Source organism: Bradyrhizobium sp. USDA 4510, from assembly GCF_054059095.1.
This window is the reverse complement of record NZ_JBSSBT010000001.1, coordinates 460,281-476,980: the sequence shown is the minus strand read 5'-3', so window position 1 is coordinate 476,980 and position 16,700 is coordinate 460,281. Positions and strand designations below refer to the sequence as shown.

Annotated in this window: 11 protein-coding genes and 3 pseudogenes; 7 read left to right on the top strand and 7 right to left on the bottom strand. The window is 58.1% G+C overall.

The genetic code is table 11. The features are described 5' to 3' along the window. Window positions 1-27 precede the first annotated feature (27 nt). Entirely contained in the window at window positions 28-618 is a 591-nt protein-coding gene (locus ACVMDN_RS02255) for a tetratricopeptide repeat protein (protein ID WP_456835768.1), read from the top strand. 794 nt (window positions 619-1,412) lie between these two features. On the opposite strand, the gene ACVMDN_RS02250 is transcribed toward ACVMDN_RS02255, so the two are convergent. Beyond that, window positions 1,413-1,700: a hypothetical protein gene (locus ACVMDN_RS02250; protein ID WP_456843592.1), complete on the bottom strand. Its 288-nt coding sequence runs from the start codon at window positions 1,698-1,700 to the stop codon at window positions 1,413-1,415. Between the two features lie 313 nt (window positions 1,701-2,013). Between ACVMDN_RS02250 and ACVMDN_RS02245 the strand changes: the two genes are divergently transcribed. The 4 genes and pseudogenes from ACVMDN_RS02245 to ACVMDN_RS02230 all read left to right on the top strand — a co-directional run bounded on the left by ACVMDN_RS02245 (window position 2,014) and on the right by ACVMDN_RS02230 (window position 6,379). Then, window positions 2,014-2,364: a hypothetical protein gene (locus ACVMDN_RS02245; RefSeq protein WP_069280068.1), complete on the top strand. Its 351-nt coding sequence runs from the start codon at window positions 2,014-2,016 to the stop codon at window positions 2,362-2,364. Between the two features lie 115 nt (window positions 2,365-2,479). Next, a complete protein-coding gene (locus tag ACVMDN_RS02240) occupies window positions 2,480-3,190 on the top strand; it encodes a hypothetical protein (protein WP_456813733.1) in 711 nt (236 codons plus the stop codon). Between the two features lie 518 nt (window positions 3,191-3,708). Further along, window positions 3,709-4,982, top strand: a pseudogene (locus tag ACVMDN_RS02235) (M16 family metallopeptidase). Between the two features lie 56 nt (window positions 4,983-5,038). Next, a pseudogene (locus tag ACVMDN_RS02230) lies at window positions 5,039-6,379 on the top strand (M16 family metallopeptidase). Between the two features lie 1,005 nt (window positions 6,380-7,384). Here the strand turns inward: ACVMDN_RS02230 and ACVMDN_RS02225 are convergent. Further along, window positions 7,385-8,148, bottom strand: a protein-coding gene (locus ACVMDN_RS02225; RefSeq protein ID WP_139481326.1) for an IS5 family transposase whose coding sequence is annotated in 2 segments (ribosomal slippage) — window positions 7,385-7,810 and window positions 7,813-8,148 — 762 coding nt in all. Because the reading frame shifts where the segments join, the coding sequence is not laid out codon by codon here. A gap of 1,087 nt (window positions 8,149-9,235) precedes the next feature. Here ACVMDN_RS02225 and ACVMDN_RS02220 point away from each other — a divergent pair. Then, entirely contained in the window at window positions 9,236-9,985 is a 750-nt protein-coding gene (locus ACVMDN_RS02220) for a P-loop NTPase family protein (RefSeq protein WP_057018235.1), read from the top strand. 60 nt (window positions 9,986-10,045) lie between these two features. Then, window positions 10,046-10,765 (top strand): hypothetical protein, encoded by a 720-nt coding sequence (locus ACVMDN_RS02215; protein ID WP_069280069.1) that lies wholly within the window; start codon window positions 10,046-10,048, stop codon window positions 10,763-10,765. Between the two features lie 109 nt (window positions 10,766-10,874). On the opposite strand, the pseudogene ACVMDN_RS02210 reads toward ACVMDN_RS02215, so the two are convergent. The 5 genes and pseudogenes from ACVMDN_RS02210 to ACVMDN_RS02190 all read right to left on the bottom strand — a co-directional run. Continuing rightward, window positions 10,875-11,611: pseudogene (locus ACVMDN_RS02210) on the bottom strand (IS5/IS1182 family transposase); the annotation flags it as partial. A gap of 194 nt (window positions 11,612-11,805) precedes the next feature. Further along, a complete protein-coding gene (locus tag ACVMDN_RS02205) occupies window positions 11,806-12,462 on the bottom strand; it encodes an NEL-type E3 ubiquitin ligase domain-containing protein (protein ID WP_456835769.1) in 657 nt (218 codons plus the stop codon). Window positions 12,463-12,620: 158 nt separating this feature from the next. Further along, entirely contained in the window at window positions 12,621-13,259 is a 639-nt protein-coding gene (locus ACVMDN_RS02200; RefSeq protein ID WP_245314102.1) for a hypothetical protein, read from the bottom strand. A 368-nt stretch (window positions 13,260-13,627) separates the two neighbouring features. Continuing rightward, complete coding sequence (locus ACVMDN_RS02195) at window positions 13,628-13,873, bottom strand: hypothetical protein (RefSeq protein WP_245314104.1); 246 nt, start codon at window positions 13,871-13,873, stop codon at window positions 13,628-13,630. Between the two features lie 124 nt (window positions 13,874-13,997). Next, window positions 13,998-15,659: a hypothetical protein gene (locus tag ACVMDN_RS02190; RefSeq protein ID WP_456835770.1), complete on the bottom strand. Its 1,662-nt coding sequence runs from the start codon at window positions 15,657-15,659 to the stop codon at window positions 13,998-14,000. Window positions 15,660-16,700 lie beyond the last annotated feature (1,041 nt).

Genomic DNA, 16,700 nt, shown 5'->3' with positions numbered 1-16,700 from the left:
AGTACAGCTGTGGGCGTGAGATAACTTATGAAGTCGTATGAAATCGACATTCTGCGGTGCCGGCGTAGCTTTCGTCCGCACGCGAGCTCAGCCTTTCTCCCAGTTCTCGCCGTTTCGCTGCTCGCAGGCTGCGCTAACCTGGACCACCCGGGTCTTTCATCGCAGCAGACGCCTACAGCAGAGTTGGTCGGCGTTGCGAAGATCAATCCCGCCATGCGAGAGCGAATCGCTCACGCCCTCGTTCGAGACGCTGGCGAGCGGCATTTGTGCGATGCGCTGAAGCAAAGACCAGACAACGCCGATGCCGCGATTCCTCTGACGCGGGAACTGCTGGCTCGTAAATGCCCGGGCGAGGCGATTGAGGTGCTTGATACCGTCTTGTTGGCGTCACCCGGCGACCTGCGCGCACTGAACGCCAAAGCCGTCGTCCTCGATCACCAAAGCCGCCACCAGGAGGCCCAGGCGCTATACCGCCAAGCTCTCGCGGCCGACCCGGCAAATCCGATGTTGCGCAACAATCTCGCGCTATCGCTCGCACTTGACAGCAAGACAGAGCCAGAGAGCGTCAGCCCCCAATCGCAGACCGACGGCCGACAGGCGTTGGCCCGATCGAGATAGTCCAGCGAGCAAGAGCGGACCATGAATGCTTGATGCCTGCCCCCACCGCCTGCTTACGGTGAACCGACTATTCGCCGCGCCGCGCGAGGACGGCCTTCATGGAAAGTGATGTCTTTGGTGGAATGGCAATCATGCCCCATAATCGCATCAGTGACCCATCATGCAACAGTGCTCAAGTGTTTCCGAGGCCGATGAAAATGAGACAGCGCGCTGAAGGGCGATTCTTGTGCACGAAGACAGCCATGTCATTGTCTCGGATCAAGGGATTGCATCGGCGAGACTTGCCAGCAAGTTGGAACTCGCCGCGCGTCCTCCTCCTTCGCGTGCACGGTCGTGAGACGATCTGCAATCAAGCGTGCGCAACGAATCCATTTGCATCTCTTCGTTCGGTCTTGAAATGGCATAGCCGAATGGTGCGCGGGACTTCGCGCACCCCAGGAACGGCTGTTGCGATGTTGCGAAACAATCTCGTGCTGTCGCTTGCGCTAGAAGGGAAGACGGAGACCGACGCTCGCCCACAACCGCAGAGCGACGGCAGGCACGCCGTGGCCCGATCACGATGGCGCGGCCAGCGCTTGATGCCTGTGCGGCGGCTTGTCGACACTAGGCTGACTGTAAGCCGCCGCTAAGACTCAGGAAGAGACAATATGTGGTCGATAGGTACACGAATCGCCAGGCACACCATAGCGGTTCAGCCGTCACCCTATCTTCCAGGTGTTTACGAGGCCGCTACCTTGCGATGGCCGGGAACCAGTCAAGCCTGCAGTCCGACATTAGTGAGAGCTTTCGCGGTTTCAATTGAATAGATAAAATCCTCCGTGACCCGCTGCTTGGCGCCTTTCACCCAGGCCTGAAGAAACGCCGATCTGGTCGGGCGCCGAAGTCGTGGAGGAGACTTCCTTGAAGAACTCCGTCAATTGTGTCGATTCGGTTTGAAGGCGCTCCTGCCAGTGCCAATAGGCCTCTGAGTACTTTTTCAAAAGCTCGTTTTGCGTTCCGATGACTCGCTTGGTGAAGTCCTGAAACGCGCCGGCTGCAATGCCGATGTCATTGTTTATTCCATTCTCTTTCGTCATCATCATCTCCTTTGTCGTTGTATATGGACGACGACGCCTGAGCAGAACCCCCGCCTGTCATTCGTGGTCACCAATTGGCACGTCTGTGCTCTCGCCTACAATTGCGGGGCCAATCTGGTCCCTTTGCTCGACGAGCAAACGACGTGCCATAAAAGATCCCTGAGAGGCTGCCGTCCACGAACAGGAAAGACACGTGCTTGATATAGCGCTCCGGACGCCCTGCTACTGCGGCGTCGCCGTCGAGACATGAAAGTATCAAATCGGACACGGCAGAGCGACAGCAGTGGAGGGCGAATGGCAGCTCTCGTGCCGAACAGCGATGACGATCGACGGGGAGCAATTGCTCATCGTTCCGATGTTCGGATCTATTCAACCGCTGACCAGCATCCTAGCACAATACGCTGCTTGGGCGCGTGCCCCATTGCTCGAAGCTGCGCGACAGAAAACTGGTAGCGATTCAAGATATAGCGCGCCCGAGCAGCCGGCCGATGGTGGCCTAGCGATGCTATGCGTATTGATCAATGCGAACGGTTCAGTGGGCTTCGCGGAGACGGCGTTCGAGCCAATCAGCGGTCATCATGAGCGTATCGGCTTGCTTCGCACTGCGATGAGCTTGTACTGGCTGTTTAAAGGGGACACTGGTACGCCGGGAAGTGTATGCCCGGAATAGCCCCTACCAAAACTAGGAGGCGACGACGTGCCTGTATGTAGCTAATATGGTTCTTGGGTTCGGGAGGTCAAGCAGACGACTTGTCCGCCAGAGCGCTCGCGACGAGGGGACTCGGATGATCACGCCGGTTCGACGGAACTGGAATCCAAAAGAATTGTTCAACGCTCTTACGCCTGCGATGTTCACCGCCGAACCATCGGCCATACGCGCACGCTGGGATAAATTGTGGCCTGATCTGTATACGGAGTATGACGCCCGATATCTGAAACAAGAACTAGCCGACCGAAACCTCATCGCTACCGATGAAGCTGCGGCATTTCTCGACGCCTGGGCGATCGATGAAGAGCGCCACACCGATGGCTTCATCCGCATCATTGAACTTGTCGCTCATGGAGCCGAGAGGGATCTTCGAGAGAGATTGGACGCTCGACCGCATGATTTTGGTCCGATCACTGAGCACCTAACGGACGAATTCTCCCTCATGGTTATGATCGCATTTGACGAGATGTGCACTTGCCGCGCCTACGCAGCAGAAAAGCCGTTTTATGACGGCCTTGGGAACACTAAATTTCATCATTGGCTGCGGGAGATCATTGCCGACGAGGCGGTTCACTCGATGAACGCTGTTAACGTCATCCGCGCGCGCTATCGCGACCGCATTGGGCAAGTCGGCCCAATTCTCGATAACCTAATCCGCGCGAGCGCAAATCTACGCTATTCTGGCACCTTCGTCCTGGACTACTTCGGCACAGTGTACTCCAAGGAGCTCATCGCAAATTCTCGGCTCGCAACCATGAGAAATATTGCCAAGCCATTTGCGGTGTAGAGCGAGATTCTACCAGCGAGCCCTCGCGAACGTTTATTCGGCATCATCGCAGCTCAATCCGTCCTTCCCTGTAAGTTGCTAATTGGCGCCAACCGTTGTGGGCTTTCGTGCGCAACGTCGTGCCCACGACATGCCGGCGCTTGATGTTTGGCCAGAACAACCGGGCCGGGTTTGTTTTGCGTCCGGTTGGCGCGTCGTTCGGCCTTGCGCGGGCCATCGGGCAATTGGCCCGGCCTTTGCTCTATTGCTTGCCAAACAGTGTGCAGCTTCCCGCTTTGTCGGTCTGTCCGCCACAGCACGTGAATCTCTATTGAATGGAAGGCGATGCCATGTAGAACGGGCGTTCGGTCACCACCACGGCGGGAGGTATCACCACTGACGCGATCGGTTCGATGACGCGCACCGCCCTGGCGATCGAACACAGAACAGATGATAGCACGGATGGTAACCTATACTTTCCCGAGGAGGAGAGCGTCTTCGCCCAGAACACGGTCACGTCAGATCGACCGGCTAGCTTTGTGCTTCATAACGGCCTGCAGGTGGTGGTGATTCCGGATCATCGGATACCCGTTGTGACTCAGATGATCTGGTATAAGGTCGAGGCCGCCGATGAGCCGCCGGGCAAATCGGGGCTGGCGCATTTCCTCGAACACCTAATGTTCAAGGGCACCTCCAAACATCCGGCGGATGAGTTTTCCCAGACCGTGTTGCGCGTCGGCGGCAACCAAAAATGCGTTCACCGGAACCGACTATACCAGCTATTTCCAGCATGTGCCGCGCGAGCACCTCGGCAAAGATAATGGAACTTGAAGCTGACCGCATGACTGGTCTCATGCTAAAAGATGAGAACGTGCTGTCCGAGCGCAACGTCGTGCTTGAGGAATTCAATATGCGGGTCGCAAACGATCCGGGTGCGCGGCTCGCCGAGCAGATGATGGCGGCGCTTTACCTCAACCATCCCTACGGCCGTCCTGTGATCGGTTGGCGGCAGGAGATCGAAAAGCTCCAGCGCGAGGATGCGCTCGCGTTCTATAAGCGTTTCTACGCACCGAACAACGCCATCCCGATCATCGCGGGCGACGTCGAAGCCACTGAGATCCACGCGATGGTGGAGAAGAATTTTGGCGACATCCCCCCGTAGCCGTCGATCCCCGCTCAACGCCTGCGACCGCAGGAGCCGACCCCGGCCGCGCTGCGCGCCGTGACGCTGGCCGATCCCCGCGTCGAGCAGCCAGCCTTGCACCGCTGCTATCTCGTACCGTCGGCTCGCACCGCGGCCGCCGGGGAGAGCGCAGCGCTCGAGGTGCTGGTGAAACTGATGGGCAGTGGCGTCAACTCATATCTCTATCGCGCGCTGGTAATCGATAAGCAGCTCGCGGTCAGTACATCGGCGGGCTACCACGCTACCGCATTCGACCCCTCGCAATTCGGGATTTCCGTCACACCAAAACCTGGCGTCGAGTTCGCCCGGATTGAGCGCGCCGCCGACGAGGTGATCGCCGACATTGCGCATCATCCGGCGACTCCCGAAGATCTCGAGCGGGTCAAGACCTGGCTGATTGCGCAAGCAATCTACGCCCAAGACAATCACGAAATGGTCGCGAGCTGGTATGGCCGCGGCCTGACGACGGGACGGAGCATCGACGATATCCGAGGCTGGCCGGACGGCATCCGCGCCGTCGGCGCCCAGCAGGTGCAGGAGGCCGCGCGCAAATGGCTCGACAAGAGACGCTCGGTGACCGGTTATCTCATCAAAGAGTCAGCGCCACAGCACGGGGAGAAGCTGCAGTGACCTATTCTTGCACACGACGTGAGGTTCTCCTCGGCGGCGCGTCGCTCTCAATCGCGATGCTCACCTCGCCACCTTCGCTTGCCGCCATCACGACCACGATCCAGCGTTTGGTCTCGTCTTGCGGTATAGAAGTCTGGTTCGTCCGAGATTCCACCGTCCCGTTGATCGCGATGGAATTCGCTTTCGGGGGCGGCGCGACTCAAGATCCCACCGACAAACCCGGGGTTGGCCACATGGTTGCTGGCCTGCTCAACGAAGGTTCCGGCGATCTCAACTTCAAGGCCTTTCATGAGCGACTCGACCGCCGCGCCATCGAGCTAAGCTTTGGATCGACCCAAGATCACTTCTGCGGTGGCTTGCGCACCCTCGAGGACAACGGGGACGAGGCCTTCGACCTTCTAAGGATGGCGCTAACCTCGCCCCGCTTCGACCCCGCCGATGTCGAACGAATCCGCGCCGGCGTACTTGCGCGCCTTCGGCATTACTCGACCGATCCATCATCACTCGCCGGTCGCAAGCTCCTAGAGGTCGCCTTCAACGATCATCCTTATGCCCGCCCAACCGCAGGCTCGGTCGAAAGCGTGCCGAAGATCGAAGTCGCGGATCTCAAGAGCCATGTCCGACGCGTGATCGCAAGAGACACGCTCAAGATCGCGGTGGTCGGCAACGTCGATCCAGAGGTACTCTGCAAGCTTCTCGACAAGACCTTTGGCGGCTTGCCGGCCAAGGCGGACTCGACGCCGGTACCCGACGTGGTCGTGGCAAAGCCGCCGCAGCGCGCATTCATTCCGTTCGATGTGCCGCAGACAGTCATGGCTTTCGGCGGTCCGGCGTTCGCCGCGGCGAGCCCGATTTCATGGCCGCCTATGTCGTCAACCACATCCTCGGCGGTGCAGGTCTGAGGTCGCGGCTGTTCCGCGAAGTCCGCGAGAAGCGCGAGCTAGCCTATTTCGTACGTGAGCACCTGGTCTGGAGGACTCATTCGGCCATGTTCGTCGGCAAATGCGCGACCCGAGCCGATCGCGCCGGCGAGACGGTCGAACAGATCGAGAAGCAAGCCCGCCACATCGCCGAGGTAGGGCCGACCCAGCAGGAACTCGATGACGCAAAGTGTTACCTGAAGGGCTCGCAAATGCTGGCGCTCAACTCATCATCAAAACTTGCGCGCACGCTGCTGCAGCATCAGCTTGACAAGCTACCGATCAACTATTTCGAAAAGCACAACGCCGTCGTCGACGCAGCGACTGTGGGGCCAGGGCCTGCTCACCATTATCGTCGGCCGCGCCCGCCTTGGCGAAGCCCAGTCGTCCCCTGTCCCATCGGTCGCGACGCCGCCGCCACACACCGAGCAGCTAAGCGCCACGCCATCACCCACCTTACCGAAAAAACCCAATTAGCTTGTAGGTAACCCGGCTCGTAGCCACGAGGCTCACTCTCCATTTATTCTCCTTCCGGTCGAGAACTGGCACTTGGCAACCGCGGGGGATCGGGCTCAACTCTCGGACTCACGGCTGAGCAGCACAAATGAGCGCTCACCGATTGCCTTGTTACCAATCTTTCACTTCTCGCTCAAGCAGCGATCCCCGGCACCCGGAAGTCCTCACAGCGCTAGAAATCGCATCTTTTGGAGGCTCCGGGACGAAGACGCAGGAGCTATGAAGTCGACGCTTCCTGTTTCCCCTCCTTACTCGATCTGCCGCGATAAGTATCCGCCTTTAGGCGTCTTACAGTTGTGCTCAGCTGGTGTTACCGTCGAGGAATAGCGTTATGTACCGTGGCGCCAGCGGATCGACACCTGCCCTACAGCGCAACCTCTAGAGGGTAAACTAAAGGGTCGGTGGCCCCATGGAGGACGTGGAGGCGAGTGTGAAGAAGCTTCATGCCGAAGCCGGATATGCGGTAGCAAAAAGTGCGACTGACGAGAAGAAGCGCGATCTGTACGAGCATCTCGGCGCCCGTTTTGCAGCTTGCCGACCAAATCGAAGAGGCCATGGCCAAACGGTCAGAGTGATCGGTCGATAAACGGTGCTGTCGGTATTAATAAGGGCCGATCCGGTCAGCGCAATTTCGACATCAGATGCACAGATCAGCCGGTGCAGGTCGTAGAGTGTACGCCGTGAAAGCCTCCTCACGTCGGGCGTGCGCGAGGCGGGCGCCCCTTAAGCCACTCAAGCAGCTTCACACTCTTGCGCCAGCGCTCCACGGCGACCGGATCACGATGGACAATCGTCAGATAGGCGCGCGCGGTCTGATCAGGAGCATATCGCCTTTGCTCCCAGATCTCGCAGTCTGGCCAATCTTACAGAGCAGCGCGGGGCAAATTCCTCCTGCGTTAGTCCGACCTTCTTCCGAATTGCCTTCACATCCATCGTTGTGCGGCATGCTCTAGGTGGTGTGGACATTTATCGCATCCATAAGACGATGGCTGCGAGAGTAACGACGGCCAGGTAATTTCGGGCGGTCTTTTCGAAGCGGGTTGCGACGCGGCGGAACTGCTTGAGTTTTGAGAAGCAGCATTCGACGAGATGACGCTGGGCATAGAGATGCTTGTCCAGCGGATATTTGAGCGCACGTGACGGGTTGTTGGGGATGACGGCGAGCGCGCCTTTGGCAGCGATCGCCTGGCGCAAGTGATCGGCGTCATAAGCCGTATCCGCCATGACGACCTGGGCAGGTAATCCCTCGATCAATTCGGCGGCTTGCGGTACGTCGCTCTTCTGACCTGCGGTGAGCTTGAACCGTACGGGACATCCCAGGCCGCGAACGGCCATATGTATCTTGGTGCTCAGGCCACCGCGCGAGCGACCGATCGCCTGATCTTCAGACCCCCTTTTTTCGCCCCAGCGGCGTGCTGGTGCGCCCGGACGATGGTGGAGTCGACGATCAGATACTCGAAGTCCGGATCACCGGACATCGCTTCGAATATGCGCCACCAGACCCCCTTGATGCTCCATCGACTGAAGCGCCGAAACACGCTGTTCCAGTCTCCAAACACCTCCGGAAGATCACGCCAGGGAGAGCCAGTGCGCACGATCCAAAGTACGCCCTCCACAAACATCCGGTTGTCCCGTCCGGTCGAACCCTTCTGGTCAGGCCGGCCGATGATCAACGGCGCCATCCGCTCCCATGTCGCGTCGCTCAATACCAAGCGGTCCATCACACCCAAGGCGGCCTCCCCAAAAGCAGCCTTGAATCTGATTTGCGCCTAAAAGGGAATCCTTAGAGTCCACACCACCTAGGGCCAACGCAACCCAAGTTCGCGACGCTCTTCACACATACGACGCGTCAGGTCGCCGAGATCAAGCGCGGTGTAGCGAATCCGAGCGCTGAAAGACTGCCAAAAATCGCACGCGCATTCGGCTCCAGCTCGAATTCGTGCCAATTACGCCAACCACGTCCGCATTGCCAAGCTGAGCGCGCGGCCCGGAGCCTCGGCTCTGTTGACCTATTTGACGTCGGGAAGCGATGTCCGACCGACGTTCTCCAGGTGCTTTGGAGGCGAGCCTGATGGCAGTCTTCCATTGGCGATCCTCACTTTACGCGCAGGCGTCACGTGGGCCGCTGTGACCCCAACAAGCATCTCGGACGCGGCCGCACGCAGCGGTCGGCCGCCGCCTTCTTCACGGGAGCAACTTCGGCTCGCTGGGTGCTAAAGTGGCTACGCTTCCACTCCAGCGCTCAAACCTGCCGCGTGTCTTTCAATAGACCGATGGCTCGATACTTTCATTGTCATCCTCGAACTGACTAGCCACGTCACCTGCCGAAGACGACAGTAATGATTGTCAAGTTAAATGTTTGATGATCGACCAGGTCATCACAGCCTGCGACCCGACGGGCCGAACGCGTCTACGCAGCCGCGCCGCACTGCCTCGATCCTGCTTCCACCAAGTCTACAATCTGATGTTACGTGAGCTTCAAGTCATGTCATGCTGGTCAAAGAGCTGGAACTGTGCAGTTGATGGTGATCGCGATGGCCATCACCTGCGCAGAGGCGACTCTTCGACTAATTGCTCTTTCAGCTCCTCACAAACCTCACGTGAAGCACGATCACGGGTGATTAGCTGCTGTTCTCGACTGCATCGCCGCTGCAATCAAAAACGCTCTGATGGCTTGACGTTGGTAAACTTCATCAGTTGCGCCGCTCTCGGATCGAAGAATCTATTGCCCCTTCTTTCTGCCATGTTCACACCCAAAACAGAGACTCGCCGTTTGCGCACTTCGCGCGGCGATAGCGAGTGTCTCAGGAGAATTCCATGGTGAAGCCAGTTGTGATTGTGGTGGGCGCAGACAAAGGAGGAGTTGGCAAGACGACCGTGTCACGGACGCTCCTTGACTACTTCAATGTCAATAACGTGCAAACACGCGCATTCGACACGGAATCGCCGCGGGGAACGCTGAAGCGCTTCTATCCCGCAATCACCGAGATCGTCGATATGACGACGACTGCGGACCAGATGAAGATCTTCGATACCCTAAATTCAGGACTGTCCGTCACTGTCATCGACGCTCGGGCCGGCTTGCTATCCACAGCGTTGGCCTCCTTGCGCGACATCGGCTTTTTGGATTCGGCCCGGTCCGGCCAGATCACCTTCGCCGTATTCCATATCCTGGGATCATCCATCGCTTCGCTGGACGAGATCGCCGAGACCGCAACTTTCATGGGCGGCGCAAAGTACTATCTGGTCAAGAACTTCATCAACGACACTCAGTTCTTCCAGTGGGACCAATCGACCTATAGTTCCTATTTTCATCGTATCAAGCATGCGACCGAATTGACCATACCGAAGCTCAACGAGATGGCCTATGAGCAGGTCGAAGTCGCTTCTGTCCCTTTCGTAGACTTCGTCGCCAATAAGGGGCGGAACGATGAGCCGGCGAACAACTCCTTCGTGCTGCGCGGCTATGTACGGCACTGGTTGGCAAATGTCTGGAGCGAATTTGATCGCATCAACCTGACGGAATTGGCCGGCGCCAAGTCAGCAGTCCGGAGTGCCGAGAAGTAATCGCATTATCGACGAGCGACGGGTTGAGCCCAAGCACGAAGCGAGATTGATCTGCTGGCTATGTTAGCGACACCCATCTACATCATCTGCTCTCCTAGCCCGCAGGTCGGCAAAACCCTCGTCGCTCGCCTTGTGAGCGAGTACTTGCTGCTGAAAAATGGCACGGCGCTCTCCTTCGATGTCAATCTGAAGGAGCCGTCATTGCTCGATTACCTTCCTAACATCACGGAGACCGCAGATGTGATCGATACTTATGGCAAGATGCAGCTGATGGACCCGCTGATCATTCACGATCGGGTAGCCAAGGTGATCGACCTCGGCTTCCACGCCTTCGACGAGTTTTTCAAGATGTGCGAGGAGATCGGCTTTATGAAAGAGACTGCGCGCTGCCATGTCGTGCCTATCATCCTCTTCGTTGCGGGCGCTGACCGCATCTCCTTTCGTGGCTATGAAATGCTGCGGCGGCAGATTCCTCCGGCGTCGCTGGTCACCGTCCACAATGAATTCGTGCTGTGCGGAGGATTACCTGAAGCGATGGACACAGAGCGGGTGCTTCGAATTCCCGCGCTGCCCCTGTTTCTAAAGAGATATATAGACCGACTTAGCTTTTCTTTTACCGGATATCTGCGCAACGAAAAGGACTGGTCCTCCGAGCTGCATCAGTGGATCCGACGAAATTACACCATGTTTCGCGATTTGGAATCGAGCGTGATGCTGCGGGGGCCTTATCGATCTCGGGCGACGAATATCGAGAGCCTGCGGCGCGCCAGGGTAACTTGAAGTTCCCGCTCGCCATCTATGTCGATAGGGTGCGTGATCGAATGCAATTGCGATAAGGATTCCATCTCGATTATGCGGTCGTCCGTGAAGATCCGGTGCAGCGCCCGGCTCAAGCGATGTTGTGACCCGGGACGGTTTCGACGAGGGCGCGGATGACGCGCAAAAGCTCTGCCAGCCATCGGAGGAGCAGTCCGAAGTTGTCGCCGGCGGCGGCAAGGACGACGTTGATGCGGTCGTCGAGGGCGACCTTTGAGATGGTTGCGCTCCGTGCGATGTTCGCCCTTGACGTAGCTGATAACGGGCTCGATAGCCGCGCGACGCTTCATCTCGCAACGAATGGAAGCGGTGACGCGGCGGACCTGGCCCGAGATCCAGACCCTGAGCCGATGCGGGTGCTTGTGACCATGATGCCACTTTGTCGCGTGGATGCGGCGAGTCTCCACGCCGGTGAGCTTCTCCATGTCGGCAATGACAAGGCCGAGCGTGCGCCCGTCGAAGAGATTGCCATGCAATGCCTTGGCAAGGAGGAGGAACTGTCTGCCCTTCGGAGACGTCAAAGGGTGGCGATACTAACCCTGCAGCCGACTCGTAAGGAGCGCGGGCTTTGCCCTTGCCGTTGCGCTCTACCTCCGGCGCATGTAACGCATAGATCTTTGGACCGCGCTGATGCTGATCCTGGCTGCGCACCCCGCTGCACTAAGCCGAAGCAGTGGGCCCAAGCGAGCTTACAGCATTGTATCATCACCAATCTTGCAGATGAGCGTGAGTATAGCAGTCGATCATGATGGCTGCGCGCTTAGCGAGGCGTAGATAGCTCTGGCGCAACAGCACACAAATGTGCTTGGCGCCGCCCGCACGCATCGTCGCGCGCTCTTGGCTGCTTGAGAACTCCGGACAACCTGTCTAATCCTGATCGCTCATACGGCACCAATATGCGGAAGACCCTGATTGCCTGGCTCCGCCTACCTAGATTGCCCCGCCGTAGTGACACCCGCCGATAGGAAGAATCGAACTGGCAGGCCCTGGAATTGAATGCGGCTTCACAGTTGGAGGCCGCGCTCAGTAAGCACCTGGCGCATTAGCCCGCCCTTGATCTCGCTGGCGATCTCATTTGAGATGTCGGGTCCGAGCAACCGCTCGGCGTCCTCGTCGCCGATCAGTTGAAGTTCGGCTTGCAGCGATTCGACCTTCTTGCGGGCAATCCTCTCCAGCGCGTCCAGGCGGAACATGACCCGGCCCAGATCGATCAGATCGGCAAGGCGACCGTCATTATCATAGACGCCATTCTTGACGTCCTCGATCATGCGTGCGTTTTGCATCGCGTTCCAGGTCAACGTGACCCGATCTTCGCACGTTTCACTGGCGTCAAGGGCCAGGTCGAAATACTGCTCGCGCAAGTTGCTGTTCTCCGCGGCCTGCCGCAGATCATTAATCACCGTCCTCCGCCGGAACTCCTGATCGCTAGAGCTCACTGTTCTCGACAGCCGGTCGAGGAACCGCGCGTATTCCGGGACTCCCCGTTCTTGTTCGAAGCACTGCCAGGCGGCCATTACCGATGGCTCGGCCTCGAGCCAGTCCGCGACAACCTCTTGCAGAGACCGCGGCTGGACTTCCACAGCTCCTTCGGCGATCGAGAAAAAGACCTGCGGACCCGCATAACCTGCGGCATGTATCGCTGTCGCCAGGCCGGCCTGCACCCAATCGGGGAGCGGGTTATTCTCCAGATCAACACTCGAGTCATGACTTAGCTGTGTCAGGCAGGGTCTCGGGTACGCTGGTTAGCTGGTTGTTGCTGGCGCCGAGCCATAGCAGTTCAGGAGGCACCGTTTCGGGCAGACTGGTCAGCTCGTTATGGCTAGCGCTGACGCTGGAGCCCGGCTGGAAGCTCGGGCAGACTGCTCAGGCGGTTGCCGCTAGCGTCCAGTTCCTCAAGCGTCGCCGGAAGGCGATCAGGCAGACTGGCCAGCTGATTGTTATCGACGTTCAGGCGCCGCAACCCGGGCGGTAACTGTGCCGGCAGGTTGGTCAGCCCGTTGCTGATGACATATAGCCGTCGCAGGCCAGCAGGCAGCTCAGGTAGGTTGGTCAAGCGATTATTGCTGGCATAGAGCCGCCGGAGACCAGCCGGAAGGTCCGCGGGAAGGCTGTTCAGTTGATTGTCATCGACGTTCAGGCGACGCAGCCCGGCCAGGATCGGTCCAGACAAGGAGGTCAGGGACAGCGATGACAGATCCAGGGCCTCATTGAGGTCGCCCGTCTGCCGCCAATCCATCGTTCGACTTACCGCCTGTTGACGATTCTCATGTTGCCCCTGCCCGTCTTCGGCAGCCCAGTCCGCCAAGGTCTCATGCTGCCGGCTGGATGCCTCATTGGCGAATGCCAGCGCATCCGTCAGGGCTTCGCGCCACTGCATCGTGGCCAGAGACCCCGGCTCGGACGTTTCCGAATCGGAAGTTTCGGAAGGAGAGCCTGAGCCAAGTTGTTCTGTATTCATCGACGCCGTTTCTTCCTGTCCAAATGAAGCGAATGCGTGCGGAGCCGCACCTTTAAGCTGTCAGGCCTTACCATGGTTGGCGTGCTCATCGGCTGATGACAAAGCCGGCGATCAAAGCGCGGTCACGACCCGCGATCGGCACAAACGTCCAGCCGGTCTTTTCGGCCGGGCGACTATGTCTTCCTGGATGACGAACTCCCACCTATTCCGACATCGGGCGGCGAGGACCGATCCTCGCCAGATCGACTCACGTTTCCGCAGGCTTCGGCCAACGAAAGCTGACCACTGGCTCTTGCCGGAAGGCCTTTTCGGTTGAACAATTGAACAGCTGCATCTGCAGATGCGATGGAATTCCTTAGACCTCGACCTCAATGTAGTAGATCCGCGCCGCGACCGACAAACTCGAGCACCGAATGCGCCTCGTTGATCTCACGTGAGACGCGCTTCAATATCCGGATTGCCACCTCTTCCGTCGCGATCAGCCCCGCTCTCTCGCAGGCCAAGCCGAAATGATGCATCACCTGTTCATAGGAAGGCGCGACACGATTCTGCAACAAGCTGATCGTCAATGATGAGAGCATCTGCTCGACGATATCCTTCTCAGCCTGGACCAAGAACTACATCCTCCTGATTTTTTTTCGGTTCTGTGAACTGTAGACGCCGCCGACGGCATCACGAGAGCATCTCTGCGTAGATTGTCGTATTGCGACGTCGCCGCATCATGCGCGTTGAACACGGCTAGGAAGAGATTTCTTTGGTCGATTGCCTCTTTTGGTTGGCCCACTTCTCCCCCGTACGAGGCTGGGTCGCTTCACTTTGTATGAGTTGCAGCTCCCCGATGATCTTCGCTATCGCCTCATGGCCCGTAGCGCCTTGCGGCCATCTGCTGAAGTCATCCAACAGACTCTCCGATTCCGGCTTGGTAAAGTCAAAGAACCGAACACCGCGGCCAAGGACCTCATTAACGATCGCAATCGTGGCTTGCCGAGCCGCGCTCTTCTGCGGCCATCTGTTGAAACCGATCACCAGGCCCCTGAGGTCCTGGGTGGTAAAGTCTGAGAGCCCCGTCCTCCGCCCGGCGCGGCGAAGGACTTCGCCCGCGAGTACAACGGTCACTTGACCACAGGGCAGCTCCTCCGGCCAATTGCTGAAGCCGTTCACTAAGTTCGCTAGTCCCTGTTGTGAAAACTCGCAGAGCTGAGTGGCACGGCGCAGAACCTCACGAGCGAGTGCGACTACTGCGCGGCAAAACGCCGGCTCTTCCGGCCACTTGCTAAAACCGTTCACCAGGTTCGCCAGCCCCTGCTGAGTAAGATCGGGGAGTTGGGCTGCACGCCAAAGTACCTCACCAGCGATCGCGACTGTCGCCTTACGACATGTCGCATCGTCAGGCCACTTGCAAAACCCGTTCACCAGGTTCGCCAGTCCCTGTTGACTATAATGAGGAAGCTGGTCAGCACGGCGCAGCAGCTCACTTGCAATCGCGACTGTGGCCTGACGAGAGACTGCCTCATCCGGCCATTTACTGAAGCCATTCACCAAATTTGCTAGATCTTGCTCGCTAAGCTCAGGAAATTGGGTGACCCGTCCAAGGACTTCGCCTGCGATCGCAATCGTGACTTGACCACAGGCCAGCTCTTCCGGCCACTTGCTGAAGCCGTTCACCAGGATGGCTAATCCCTGCTGAGGAAATTCGCAGAGCCTGCCGGAACGACGCAGAATTTCGCGTGCAAGCACGGCTGCCGCCTTGCATGAGGCCGCCTCATCCGGCCATTTGCTGAATCCGTTGACCAGGCTCACCAATCCTTGCTGTGTAAAGTCAGAGAGCTGGTGATGGCGGCCTGAGCGCCGAATGACATCGCCCGCGATTGCAACCGCCGCCTGGCGAAAATCTGCTTCTTCCGGCCATTTACTGAAGCCGTTTATCAGCGCCGCCAGGCTTAGGTTGTTCAACTCTTGAAGCGGCCTGCTTTCGTCGCGACAGAACTTAGCTATTCTGATTGCCCCTTTGCGACATTCCGCTCTGTTGGAGTGCCGACCGAATGATGCTGCAAATATGGAAAGCGCCCTTATTCCGATTTTCCCAATCAGCGCATGTTCAAGCAGCGACAGACGACAAGCTATTCTCTCGCAAGCGTCCCGGCCGGCCTGACCTCCCGCCTTTCGGCTCACCGCATTGCACGTCGTGGCATAGCCCCACGACTTCCCGGCACGGATGCTTTCCTCGAAATTTGGCAGGAACCTAGATTGAAACTCAAGGGCTGCGTGTTGCAAAAAGACTGGATGGTCCGTCTTGCGCAGCTGCTTATCGCGCGCAACCACCACAGTTGAGAATTCAACGATGTCGCGAGCACGATCGATTTCGGTTAGCGCCGCGGTCAGATTGGCTTGAGCAGACATGGGATCTTCCGAGCTTTCGCCGCAGCGCCTTGTGCGGCCACGAGCTCAATGCGACCGGTTTTCGCTTCTGGCTGATAGTAACCGCCTATGCAGTTTAGGCATCTGCTTGCGACAGCGGGGCGGTTCACCGAAGGCGCTCTCACTGCGCAACGAGAAATGCGGTTGCAACCGCTGTCAGCAATTTTACGCACATCATTCCATTACCTCGTGGCATATCGCGACTCCGGTGTTGCAGCGCAACTGATAACGGCGAACACGGCATCATCCCAGCCGATCGATGCACCTACTCGCCCCTGGCCGCGAGTGAGACAATCGGCACAGGAAGCTCGCCTGCCGGATGATATTGACTCACTCGACGGTCACCCCAGCCTGCCTTTGTCTTTACGGCTTTACATCCTACAACCTGACGCAGCGTGGGGTTCAAGCCATTAAATGTTGGCTTGCACTTTGCACGACCCACGATCGCAATGACTATCAGTGGAAGCCCTATTCAGCTCAAACGACTTCAACTGAGATTCTTCATCTGAGATCCCAAGCTCGCTCTTGCATTTCGTCGATCGATTCGCGCGCATGATATCGCGGTAGAACTCGTCTTTTTCTATGGGGGACAATACTTGCGCCACGCCATTTCCATGATGTCGGTGAGCGCGCGTCCCTTCCCATTGAGAAGACGATTACGATCGTCCGCCGACAAGCGCGGGAACGGCAAGCGCAATGAAGCTGCGAGATAGCGTACGCCGCTCGAGGTCAACATCGCTATGCTTGCAGTCGCGAGCTCCCGCTCTGATCCCCTGCGGAGCGCAGGAATTCCGCAGCTCGCACGATTGTAACGCAGAAAAACTGCAACGATCCGCGGCAAATTCCGGTCGCGCACTTAGCGCAAAGTGATATCGCTTGATAGGAGCCTTGAATACATCGAATCGTTCGCCACATGCGCCGGGCAATGACGGCAAGTCGCACGTTCAGGCGCAGTCCATCGCATGAACGCGGATGCAGCGACTGCGAAGTGCTGAGGCGTACGCGTTGTAATTCCAATGCCAA